This is a genomic window from Nonomuraea salmonea (assembly GCF_042428605.1).
Lineage (GTDB): Bacteria > Actinomycetota > Actinomycetes > Streptosporangiales > Streptosporangiaceae > Nonomuraea > Nonomuraea salmonea.
Map to the genome: position 1 here is coordinate 24,474 of NZ_JBHMCF010000061.1, position 10,974 is coordinate 35,447.

Below are 10,974 nucleotides of genomic sequence, written 5' to 3' on the forward strand. Positions count from 1 at the left end.
CGCCGGCGCGCGGCCCTCGCGAGCCGGGAGAGCCGCGCGCGCCGGACGAGTCGCGGCCGGACGAGTCGCGTGGGCCGGACGAGCGCGAGGGCCGCGCGGGCGCTTGGGCCGGACGAGCGCGAGGGCCGCGCGGGCGCGGCCGGAGAGGCGCGCGGTGCTCGGCGGGTGCGGCTCGAGAAGGCCCGTGCGGTGCTCAGCGGGCGCGCATCACGGCCGGTTCGTGGCGGCGCAGGAGCCGGGCCACCGCGAACGAGCACACCACCGCGAGCCCCGCCAGCACCCCCATGTCGAGCAGCCACGTGCCCGCGTCCTGGCTCCACAGCGGGTCGGGCGCGTCGTCGCCGGGCGGCATGAGCCGGCCGACGTCGAGCGTGGCCGCCAGCGCCGCCAGCGCCCACCGGGCCGGGACGAGCCAGGCGACCTGCTCCATGACCGCCTTGCCGTCCAGGTGCACCAGCGCCCCGCAGAAGACCAGCTGCACCAGCGTGACCAGCACGAGCAGCGGCATCGTGGTCTCGCTGGTCCGCGCCAGCGCGGAGATGAGCAGCCCCACGACCATCGCGGTGAACGACAGCAGCGCGACGGCCGCCGCCAGCTCCGCCATCGGCGCGGTGAACACGCCCTCGTCGCGCGTCCCGACGTTCACCATCGCCACCAGCGTCAGCACGACGCCCTGCACGACGGTGATCAGGCCGAGCACGAGTAACTTCGAGCACAGGTAGGCCGACCTGGACAGCCCGACCGCGCGTTCGCGCTGGTAGATGGGGCGTTCCTTGACCAGCTCGCGCACCGCGTTGGCGGCCCCGGTCAGGCAGCCGCCGACGCACAGGATCAGCAGCAGGTTGGCGGCGCTCGCGTTGGTGCCGGGCGGCCCGGTCAGGTCGCCGGTCGGCACGACCCTGGCCAGCAGTCCCATCAGGACCGGCAGGACGAGCGTGATGCCGAGGAACAGCCGGTCGGCGACGATGCCCCGGCAGTAGCGGCGGACGAGCGTGCCGAGCTGCTCGGACCAGCTCTGCTGCTTCGGCGGCGCGGCCCGCCGCACGGGGGAGGGCGCGGAGGCCGGCACGATGAGGTCGGCGGTGATGTACTCGCGGTGCAGCGGCGAGCGCGCGTACTCGCCGGCCCAGTCGCGGCTCGGGTCGTCGAAGGCGAGGAAGACGTCCGCCCAGTCGTCGAAGCCGAGGAACGGCAGTGCCTGCCCGGGCGGGCCGAAGTAGGCGATCCTCCCGCCGGGCGCCATCACGAGCAGCCGGTCGCAGACGTCGAGGTTGGCGACGCTGTGCGTGACCACCGCGACCGTACGCCCGTCGTCGGCCAGCTCCCGCAGCAGGTGCATGACCGACTTGTCCAGCCCGGGATCAAGCCCCGACGTCGGCTCGTCGAGGAACAGCAGCGACGGCTTGGTCAGCAGCTCCAGGGCGACGCTGACCCGCTTGCGCTGGCCGCCCGACAGCGCCGAGATGCGGGTCTCCGCGCGGTGGTCGAGCCCGAGCTGCGCCAGCACCTCATCCACCCGCCGCTCCCGCTCAGGCGCGCTGGTGTCGTCGGGGAAGCGCAGCTCGGCGGCGTAGAGCAGGGCGCGGCGCACGGTCAGCACGCTGTGCAGGATGTCGTCCTGCGGCACCAGCCCGATGCGGGAGCGCAGCTCGGCGTAGTCGCGGTAGAGGTCGCGCCCGTCGTAGGTGACCACGCCCTCATCGGCCGGGCGCAGGCCGGTGAGCGCGCGCAGCAGCGTGGACTTGCCCGACCCGCTCGGGCCGACGATCGCCAGCAGGCACTTCTCGCCCACCGGGAACGTCACGTGGTCGAGCAGCACCTTGCCGCCGTCCACGGTGACGGTCAGGCCGTGGGCCTGCAGGCACACCTCGCCGGTGTCGGCGTACTCGGTGAGCGTGTCGCCCGCCAGCCGGAACGTCGAGGGCCCGATGCCGACGAAGTCGTCGGGCGAGATGCGGGCCCGGTGCACCGGGCGGCCGTTGACGTACGTGCCGCCGCGGCTGCCCAGGTCCACGATCTCGTGCACACCGCCGGTGACCCGCAGCTCGGCGTGCCGCCTGGACACCCGCAGGTCGGAGACCACGATGTCGTTGTCGGGCGCCCGCCCGATGCGGACGATCTGCGCGCCGGCGAGGTCGGTGACGGAGACCGGCTCACGCCACTGACCGGCGCGCGGGAACGGCACCGTCCCCGCCCCTTCCGAGGGGACCGTCCCCGCGGCTTGCGAGAGGACCGGCGTACGCGGGGAGGGAACGAGGGCGGCGGCGCGGAAGCGGACGATCCCGGCGCCGGTGGCCTGGCCGAGCCCGACACTGGTGCCCGCGTGCACGACGACGCGCTGGACGCGGCGGCCGCTCGCGTACGTGCCGTTGCGGCTGCCCGCATCCTGCAGCAGCCACTGACCGGCCTCGAACCAGAGCACGGCGTGGTGACGCGAGACCCGGTCGGCGTCGACCACGATGTCCGATCCCGGGTCGCGGCCCAACCGGTAAGACCGCCCCGGGTCAAGGATCATCGACCCGGCAGGGCCATCGATGACGAGCTGCGTCACGAAACCGCCTTCCCTTCACTCGGGACGCGCGGAGACGGGTGAGGGCCCCGCCGCGGCACCCCGGAAACCCATGATCGTAGGCCACCGTCCCGGGAAAGAGGGCGTCGGAGTGGACGTTTCAAAAATGCTCGTACTGTGCCTGCCTGGCGGAAACCGCCCAGCCGGGATGCTCCTATGGATGTCACACACCACTGCAGGACCGTGCTGCCGCCCGCGTTGTCGCCGTCGCGGTGGTGAGAGCGGGACGCGCCGCCGCGCGACGGCCGTGCTGCGGGCCGATCAGGTGGCGGCTATTCCGCGCCGGCGCGGGGCCAGGGGCGGCCGATGAGGCGCTCGATGTCCTCGTTGAACTGCTGGAAGTCGGCGACGAAGCGCTCGAGCCGCTCGGGCGGCCAGCCGGCCAGCACCTTGGTCAGCCCTTCGACGATCCTGGCGCGGTCGGCGGCCAGCCTGCGTCGGCCCTCGCGGGTGATGCGGAACTTGCGGGCGAGGCTGCCGTGGGGGTCGAGGGTGCGCTCGACCAGGCCCTCCTTGAGCAGGGCCGTGGTCTGCCTGTTGAAGGTGGACGCGGCCAGCCCGAACGCCTCGACGAAGTCCGCGATCGACATCGGGCCCTGCACGTCGAGCCTGCTGAGCAGCACGTACGCGCTGCGCTCCAGGCGTTCGCCGGCCGGCCCGCCCTGCGGCGTGGTGAGCTCGCGCTGCCGCGTGAGGATCATCAGCTCCCGCTCAAGCCGGGCGCTTGCCTGCTCGGCGTCCATGGGCGAACCTCCGCTCGTGCCTTCGCTCACCTGAACCCTACGGCAATGTGCATGATGCTCATCGAAAGCATCATGCAACTCGTGTGCATGATGCTTTCGATGTGTATGGTGCACAAAGGAGACGTCCGCCGCGCCAACGGTTCGACCGAGGAGGCTCTATGACGAGCGACGAGCAGGTCCTGTCCTACCCCCTGCACTACGACACGGCACTGGATCCGCCCAAGGAGTGGGAGGACCTGCGCGGCCGGTGCCCGGTGGCCACCATCGAGCTGCCCAGCGGCGACCGCGCCAAGATGATCACCCGCCACGAGGACATCAAGGCCCTGCTGGCCGACCCCCGCTTCGCCCGCCCCACCGCCGCGGACAACGCGGCCAGGGTGGCCCCCGAGGGCTCGGGCGGCGCGGCGGCTACCGGCGACTCCGCCATGGTCGTCCCCATGAAGGGCGAGGGGCACCTGCGCTGGCGGCGGCTGGTCGGCAAATACTTCACCGCCAGGCGCATGGCCGCGCTGCGCCCCTCGATGACCGCGACGGCCGAGCACCTCATCGACGAGATGGTGGCCGAGGGCGCGCCCGCCGACCTCAAGGCCGCGCTGAGCTTCCCGCTCCCGGTGTACGTCATCTGCGACATGCTCGGCGTGCCCGCCGACGACCGTCACCGCTTCTCCCACTGGTCCGACATGATGCTCAGCGTCACCCGCTACTCCCAGGAGGAGGCGCGGGCGGGGATGGCCGAGTTCAGCGCGTACATGTCCGGGCACATCGCCGACAAGCGGGCCGGCGACACCGACGACCTCATCGGCATGCTCATCAGGGAGAGCGCCGGCGAGGGGCAGGGCATGTCCGACGCCGAGCTGCTCAGCACCGCGATGGGGCTGCTGGTCGCCGGGCACGAGACGACCGCCAACGCCATCGGCAAGATGGTCGCCATGCTGCTGGCCGACCGCGGCCGGTGGGAGCGGCTGGTGGCCGACCCGTCCCTGGTGCGCACGGCGGTGGAGGAGTCGCTGCGCTACGACGTCAACCTCGGCTTCGGGCTGCGCCGCTACCTGTCGGAGGAGGCCGAGCTGGGCGGGGAGGTGCTGCCCGCCGGGACGACCGTGCTCTGCGCGATGGGCTCCGGCAACCGGGACGAGTCCGTCTTCGAGCACGCCGGCGAGATGGACCTCGGCCGCAGCCCCAACCCGCACCTGACCTTCGGCGCAGGCCCGCACTCCTGCCTCGGCCAGGCGCTGGCCCGCACCGAGCTGCAGGTCGCGCTGGAGACCCTGCTGCGCAAGCTGCCCACGCTGGAGCTGGCCGTGCCGCCTGCGGACCTCAAGCGCATGGAGGGCCTGCTCGTCGGCGGCCTCCAGGAGGTCCCGGTCCGCTGGTGAGCGCATGAACGACCCGCCGGGATCCGCTCCCGGCGGGTCGTTCGCGCAGGTGAAGGGGTCAGCTGGGCGTGCCGGTGCCGGCCTCGGCGGCCTCGGTCAGCTCCGCGCCGCGCTCGCCCTGCCCGGCGTGCGCGTCCACCTCGTTCTGGTTGCGCTCGGCGCGGACCAGGTCGCGGTGGCCGGTCGTGAGGATCGCGATGCCGACGAGGATCGCGCAGGCGCCGACCACGAACGGCACGTGCACGTTGTAGTGCTCGGCGAGCTTGCCGGCCGCGAACGGGGCCAGGCCGCCGCCGATGAACCGGACGAACCCGTACGCCGCCGAGGCCACCGGCCGCTCCACGGGCGCCACCATCATCACGGCCTGCGTGGTGAGCGTGTTGTTGACGCCGATGAAGACGCCCGCCACGATCACCGCCGCGATCAGCACCGGCCGGTTCTCCACGAAGGCCGCGATGACGAAGATGACGACCGCGAACAACGCCAGGTTGCCGTAGAGCGTGCGGGCCAGGCCGAGCCTGCGCTGCAGCCAGGGCGCGCCGGCCACCGAGAAGATCGCCACCATCAGGCCCCAGCCGGTGAAGACCAGGCCGAGCTGGATCGCGTCCAGCTCCATGGGGAAGGGGGCGTAGCCGAGCACGGTGAAGAAGCCCCAGTTGTAGCAGAGCGCGGTCAGGCTCATGGCGAGCAGGCCGCGGTGCCGCAGCGCCTTGATCGGGTCGAGCAGGCCCGTCTTGCGCGCCGGTTTGGGCTGCGGGCGTACCAGCAGGATCGTGGCCAGCAGCGCGAGGGCCATGAGCACGGCGACGCCGTAGAAGGGGCCGCGCCAGCTGATGTGCCCGAGCGCGCCGCCGAGCAGCGGGCCGATGGCGATGCCGACACCGAGCGCGGCCTCGTACAGGATGATCGCGCCGGTGAAGCCGCCGCTGGCGGCGGCCACGATGACGGCCAGCGAGGTCGCCACGAACAGCGCGTTGCCGAGGCCCCAGCCCGCGCGGAAGCCGATGATGCCGCCGATGCTGCCCGAGGAGCCGGCCAGCGCGCTGAACACCACGATCAGCACGAGACCGGCGATGAGCGTCCACTTGGCGCCGATGCGGCTGGAGACCCAGCCGGTGACGAGCATGGCGACGGCCATGACGACCAGGTAGCTCGTGAACAGCAGCGTCACCTGGCTCGGTGAGGCGTTCAGGTCGGAGGAGATGGCGGGCAGGATCGGGTCGACCAGCCCGATCCCCATGAACGAGATCACGCAGGCGAAGGCCACCGCCCACACGGCCTTCGGCTGCTTGAAGGGACTGCCGGTGGCGCCGCCGCTCATGCGCCGCCTCCGAGCGCCCGGGAGGTCAGCCGGTCGAGCGCGGGCAGCGCGGCGGCGATGGCGGCCCTGTCGGCCTCGGGCAGCTCGGCGACCAGCTCGGCCAGCCGCTTGGCCTGGGCGGCGCGCCGCCTGGCCAGCTCGTCGCGGCCGTGCTGCGTGATGGAGACCAGCACGACGCGGCCGTCCTCGGGGTCGGGGCGGCGCTCGGCCAGAGCCTGGTGTTCGAGCTTCGAGACGAGCTGGGTCATCGCGGGCTGCGTGACGCCCTCGATCACGGCCAGCTCGGTGAGGCGGCGCGGGCCGAGGCGTTCGAGGTTCGCCAGCGTGGACAGCGCGGTGATGGACAGGTCGCGGGGGACGTCGAACATCCGCATCATCGTCCTGATCCTGGCCAGACCGGCCGCGAGCTCCAGCTCGTCCACCTGATGAGAAGGGGGATCAGCTTGCATAAGACATTTATATCACCTGCTTATGTATGACCCCGCGGGGTGGGGTGGCCCAGTGTCCGGAAATGTCAGGAGGTGGGTGGGTCGATGGTGAAGTACGGCTGCACGTCGGACTTGGCCGGCGAGTCCAGCAGCCGCCCGACCAGCCTGCCGTCGAAGGCCACCACGCGGACCTCGTCCCTGCTGGTGTTGTCGTGCTCCCAGCAGTACAGGTGCGACTCGTCGTACCAGCCGAGGATCTTGTCGCAGTCGGAGGAGAAGCGGCGCACCTGCTTGCCGGTGGCGGAGTCCCACAGGCAGGTCTCGCCGTCGGCGCCCTTGGGGCACTCGGTGGTGAACATGCGGCCCGACGGCGAGAAGACGTCCATCGTGCCGGACGCCAGCGGCCCGACGCCCGGCAGTTGGCGGGTGCGCTTGCCCGAGGGGTCGAAGAAGCGCAGCCCCTCGTCGTCGCCGTAGACGATGACCACGCCCCGCTCGTCGGCGTCCCAGCCGAAGTCGCTGTCGCGGATGTCCTTGTCGGGCACCCGCACCACGTCGGCCTTGGCGCCGGCCACGTCGATGATGGCGAAGCCCGTGGTGAGCCAGGTCTCCTCGCCGTCGCTGTCCTCGACCGGCTCGTTGACGTTGAGCAGGATCTTCGAGCCGTCCTTCGACCAGGTGCGGATGCCGGCGTCCAGCGGCTTGCGCACGGTCTTCACCCGGAAGCTGGAGCCGTCGCGCCGGTCGGTGATGAGGATCGAGTCGTAGCCGTCGGAGGTGTAGTCCTCGGGCCTGCCCGCCAGGTAGCGGCCGTCGGGGGAGACCTTCGAGTCGACGTTGCCGGGGAACTTCTCGAACTCGCCGTCCAGCGACCTTCGGGCGTAGTCGTCGTCGTCCACCTCGTACGCGGTGAGCGTGATCGGGTCGGACGGGCTCTCGTACAGGGTGATGTCGTCGCCGGGCAGCTTGGAAGTGGTCGGTGTGGCGGCGGCAGAGGCGGGCGCGGTCGTGGCCGGTGCGGCGGAGGCGCGCGGGGCGGCGTCCTCGCCGAGCATGCCGGGCAGCGTGAGCGCGGCGGTCACGGCGGCCGCCGCCACCACCGCGCCCGCGGCGAGCAGCAGCCCGCGCCGCCCGCGCCCGGACGGGCCGGTGGGCGGCGTGACGGGCGGCCCGGCGGGAGGGCCGGCGGGAGGGCCGGCGGGAGGGGCGGGCACCGGCTCGGCCTGCCTGGTGCCCTCGGCGAGCGGGTTCGCGCCCGGCTGCGGGGCGCGCAGCAGGTGGGTGATCACCTCCATCGCGGCGGGCCGCTGCGCCGGGTCCTTGCTCAGGCAGCGGCGTACGAGGTCGGCCAGCTGCCCGTCGAGCGACCCCAGCTCGGGCTCCTCGTTCAGCACCCGGCTCATCACCGCGTGCGTGCCGTCGCTGCCGAACGGCGCCCGCCCGCAGGAGGCGAACACCATCGTCCCGGCCCAGGAGAACAGGTCGGCCGCCGGGCCCACCGCGTGACCCATGATCTGCTCGGGAGCCATGTACGCGGGCGTCCCGATCTGCGTGCTGCTCGTCATCGTGGCCGGGCCGAGCGTGCGGGCGATGCCGAAGTCGATCACCCGCGGCCCGCTGGCGCCCATGATGACGTTGCCCGGCTTGAAGTCGCGGTGCACCACCCCGGCCTCGTGGATCGCGGCCAGCGCGGTGGCGGTGCCGATGGCCAGCCGTTCGAGGTCGCCGCCCGACAGCGGGCCGTCCTCGCGTACCCGCCGGTCGAGCGAGCGGCCCTCGACGTATTCGCTGACGATGTAGGGGCGGCCGTGTTCGGTGCCCGTGCTGAGCACCGCCGCCGTGCAGAACGCCGCCACCCGCCGGGCGACCTCCGCCTCCCGCAGGAACCGCTCGACGGTGTCGCCGTCGTCGGAGGGGCGCAGCCACTTGACCGCCACCCGCACGTCCATGGGGGTTTTGGCGAGGAAGACGACGCCCTGCCCGCCCTCGCCCAGCCTGCCGAGCAGCTCGAAACCGCCCAGCTGCTGAGGGTCACCGGGCAGGAGCGGCGTGAAGTCAGCCATGCGTCATTGTGATACCACGTTCCGGATCTCCTGGAACCTTACTATTCGATAACCGGCCGGTGGCGGAGGGTGTCAGGCGTCCGCGCCCGGTCGCCCGGCGTGAAACGATCAGGTCATGACCGACCTCGCCAGCCGCACCGCCGCCGCCCTCGACGCCGCCGTGGGGGCGGGCCGCGACCTCGGGCTCACCGTGACCGACGCGCGGGTGCTGCACGACCTGTTCTCCGTGGTCGTGCACCTCGCGCCGGCGCCGGTCGTGGCCAGGGTGCCGGTGGTGCTGCCGGCGTACGTCGATCTCGACCTGCTCGCCCGGCGTCAGCGGACGGAGCTGGACGTGACGCGCTGGCTCGCCGACCAGGGCACGCCGGTGATCCCGCCCAGCCCGCTCGTGCCCCATGCGCCCGTGCGGCGCGACGGCTTCTCGCTGACCCTCTGGCAGTACGTCGAGGAGGACCGCGGCAAGGAGATCGACTACGCGGCCAACGCCGAGAGCGTCGCCGGCCTGCACGCCGCGCTGCGCGACTGCCCGGTGCCGCTGGAGTTCCTGTCCGCCGCCGAGCCCGAGTTCATGGCGGGCGCCCTCGACCGGCTCGCCGAGAGGCCCGACCTCATCAGCGCCGCCGACCTCGGCAGGGCCCGCCGCGAGTGGCAGGAGCTCGAACCCCTCGTACGCTCCCGCGCCGCCTTCGAGCAGCGCTTCCCCGGCGTCGAGCTGCGGCCCGTGCACGGCGACGCGCCGGCCGCCAACATCTTCCCCGGCGCCGAGGGCGACCTTTACGCCGACTTCGAGCTGGTCACCCTCGGCCCCGTCGAGTGGGACATGGCGGGCCTCGGCCCCGACCTCGCCGCCGCCTACGACCGCGGGGCGAAGGACCGCGGCCTGCGGCCCCTCGACCCCGATGTGCTGCGCTTCACCGACGCCATCGGCATGCTGCGCGTCATCGCCTGCCTCGACCTCCTCCCGCAGCTGCCCGTGCTGCACGACTACCTCAAGCCCGCCCTCGACCAGTGGCGGTCATGACGGGGTGCGGGTCCACTGCTGGTTGGCGCCGCTGCCGCAGGCGTACTGCTGGATGTCGGCGCCGTCGGCGGTGGACACGTTCGCCACGTCGAGGCACTTGCCGCTGTGGCGGGCTCTGAGCTGGTGGTAGCTTCCGGTCTGGACCCACTGCCACTGCTGGTTGGCGCCGCCGCCGCAGGTGTACTGGATCACGTTGGCCCCGTCGGCGGTGGAGTTGCTCGCGACGTCCAGGCACTTGCCGCTGTTGACGCTGACCAGGCGGAAGTAACCGCCGCCGAGGTCTTGAAACTGCCACCGCTGGTTGTCGCCGCCGTTCCACGGATACTGCTTGACCTCGGCGTTGTCGGCGGTGGAGGCGCTGACGACGTCCATCACCTTGCCGCTGTGCCGGGCGGTGATCCGGTACGACGGACCCGCGCCCGAGCCGGTGACCTCGCCGGTCGCGGCGTCGATCGTCACCTGCGCGTGCCAGCTCAGGCTCATGCTCGTCGCCGAGGGGAACGTGATCGGCAGCCACACGTACTGCGAGTCGTTCACCGGCCCGCCCCACGCGCCCGCCCACCGGTCGCCCATGTAGAGGTAGCTCGTCGTCGAGGTGCCCTGCACCGGCAGCACGTACGCCGGCTGCGAGCCGAACGTCGTGCCGTCGCCCGCGTTCGTCCAGCCCGTCCACGGGCCCGAGACGCTGGACGCGGTGGCGTACTTGGCCTGGTTCGGGTTCCAGCCGGTGGCGCCTGAGGTCAGCAGGAAGTACGTCGAGCCGCGCCTGAACATCGCCGGGGCCTCCCGGTGCGCGTCGTTCCAGAAGTTGCCCACCAGGGCGGCGACGTTCAGGTAGTCGGAGGTCAGGCGGTAGATGTGCAGGTCGTAGTTCTCGTCCGCGGCCGAGATCATGTACGCGGTGCCGCCGTCGTCGTAGAGCGTGATGTCGCGCGACATGTGCTGTCCCAGCGGCCGGAAGCTGCCGTGGTAGGTGTAGTCGCCGTCCACCGTGGCCGACGAGGCGACGGCGGCCCGCGCCTCGCCGTAGTCGCGGCCGTTCTCCTTGTGCATCCACATCACGTAGCGGCCGGTCGCGGCGTTGTAGATGACCTTCGGCCGCTCGATGTTGGCCACGTTCAGCTCGGAGTGCGACGACCTGGTCAGCACGTCGCGCCGGAACTCCCAGGTGACCAGGTCGGCCGAGCGGTAGACGGACACGGCGCGGAAGGTGTTGTCGGCGTTGCGGTTCTCGCCGAACCAGTAGTAGTAGCCGCCCGACTTGAGCACCCCGCCGCCGTGGGCGTGCAGCACGTTGCCGGCGGTGTCGCGGAACTGGGTGCCGTTCGTGATCGTCAGCGGCGCGGCCTGCGCCGGCGCCGAAGGGGCCACCAGCGCGGCGGCGATCAGCAGGGCGGCGGTCAGCAGGGCGGCGGTCAGCGCCCGCCGCAGGGATCTCAGCATGCCCGAGTGT

General features: G+C 72.3%; 8 protein-coding genes. 2 read left to right on the forward strand and 6 right to left on the reverse strand.

The features are described 5' to 3' along the window. Positions 1-193: 193 nt before the first annotated feature. Together ACFFR3_RS47510 and ACFFR3_RS47515 are read right to left on the reverse strand one after the other, a co-directional pair. Positions 194-2,551: an FHA domain-containing protein gene (locus tag ACFFR3_RS47510; RefSeq protein ID WP_364374672.1), complete on the reverse strand. Its 2,358-nt coding sequence runs from the start codon at positions 2,549-2,551 to the stop codon at positions 194-196. Between the two features lie 290 nt (positions 2,552-2,841). Next, the gene (locus ACFFR3_RS47515) at positions 2,842-3,312 is read right to left on the reverse strand and encodes a MarR family winged helix-turn-helix transcriptional regulator (RefSeq protein WP_379485323.1); all 471 of its coding nucleotides are present in this window, start codon (positions 3,310-3,312) and stop codon (positions 2,842-2,844) included. 158 nt (positions 3,313-3,470) lie between these two features. On the opposite strand from ACFFR3_RS47515, the gene ACFFR3_RS47520 reads away from it, so the two are divergent. Next, positions 3,471-4,688 (forward strand): cytochrome P450, encoded by a 1,218-nt coding sequence (locus tag ACFFR3_RS47520; protein WP_345405922.1) that lies wholly within the window; start codon positions 3,471-3,473, stop codon positions 4,686-4,688. Positions 4,689-4,746: 58 nt separating this feature from the next. On the opposite strand, the gene ACFFR3_RS47525 is transcribed toward ACFFR3_RS47520, so the two are convergent. The 3 genes from ACFFR3_RS47525 to ACFFR3_RS47535 all read right to left on the reverse strand — a co-directional run bounded on the left by ACFFR3_RS47525 (position 4,747) and on the right by ACFFR3_RS47535 (position 8,500). Further along, positions 4,747-6,009 carry an MFS transporter gene (locus tag ACFFR3_RS47525; RefSeq protein WP_345405925.1) on the reverse strand — a complete coding sequence of 421 codons (1,263 nt, stop codon included), beginning with the start codon at positions 6,007-6,009 and terminating at the stop codon, positions 4,747-4,749. Beyond that, on the reverse strand, positions 6,006-6,458 hold the full coding sequence (locus ACFFR3_RS47530; protein WP_364374684.1) for a MarR family winged helix-turn-helix transcriptional regulator: 453 nt from the start codon (positions 6,456-6,458) through the stop codon (positions 6,006-6,008). Before ACFFR3_RS47530 ends, ACFFR3_RS47525 begins: the two co-directional genes overlap by 4 nt. A gap of 65 nt (positions 6,459-6,523) precedes the next feature. Beyond that, on the reverse strand, positions 6,524-8,500 hold the full coding sequence (locus ACFFR3_RS47535) for a serine/threonine protein kinase (RefSeq protein WP_379485324.1): 1,977 nt from the start codon (positions 8,498-8,500) through the stop codon (positions 6,524-6,526). A gap of 115 nt (positions 8,501-8,615) precedes the next feature. Here ACFFR3_RS47535 and ACFFR3_RS47540 point away from each other — a divergent pair, with 115 nt between their 5' ends. After that, positions 8,616-9,521, forward strand: coding sequence for an aminoglycoside phosphotransferase family protein (locus ACFFR3_RS47540; protein WP_379485325.1), 906 nt, complete (start codon positions 8,616-8,618; stop codon positions 9,519-9,521). Here ACFFR3_RS47540 and ACFFR3_RS47545 read toward each other — a convergent pair. Then, positions 9,516-10,964: an RICIN domain-containing protein gene (locus ACFFR3_RS47545; protein ID WP_345405934.1), complete on the reverse strand. Its 1,449-nt coding sequence runs from the start codon at positions 10,962-10,964 to the stop codon at positions 9,516-9,518. The genes ACFFR3_RS47540 and ACFFR3_RS47545 overlap by 6 nt on opposite strands. Positions 10,965-10,974: the final 10 nt, after the last annotated feature.

Excerpts from the sequence above, each read along its gene's own strand:
- ACFFR3_RS47515 (WP_379485323.1), bottom strand. The coding sequence starts at position 3,312 with ATGGACGCCGAGCAGGCAAGCGCCCGGCTTGAGCGGGAGCTGATGATC.
- ACFFR3_RS47520 (WP_345405922.1), top strand. The coding sequence starts at position 3,471 with ATGACGAGCGACGAGCAGGTCCTGTCCTACCCCCTGCACTACGACACG.
- ACFFR3_RS47525 (WP_345405925.1), bottom strand. The coding sequence starts at position 6,009 with ATGAGCGGCGGCGCCACCGGCAGTCCCTTCAAGCAGCCGAAGGCCGTG.
- ACFFR3_RS47530 (WP_364374684.1), bottom strand. The coding sequence starts at position 6,458 with ATGCAAGCTGATCCCCCTTCTCATCAGGTGGACGAGCTGGAGCTCGCG.
- ACFFR3_RS47535 (WP_379485324.1), bottom strand. The coding sequence starts at position 8,500 with ATGGCTGACTTCACGCCGCTCCTGCCCGGTGACCCTCAGCAGCTGGGC.
- ACFFR3_RS47540 (WP_379485325.1), top strand. The coding sequence starts at position 8,616 with ATGACCGACCTCGCCAGCCGCACCGCCGCCGCCCTCGACGCCGCCGTG.
- ACFFR3_RS47545 (WP_345405934.1), bottom strand. The coding sequence starts at position 10,964 with ATGCTGAGATCCCTGCGGCGGGCGCTGACCGCCGCCCTGCTGACCGCC.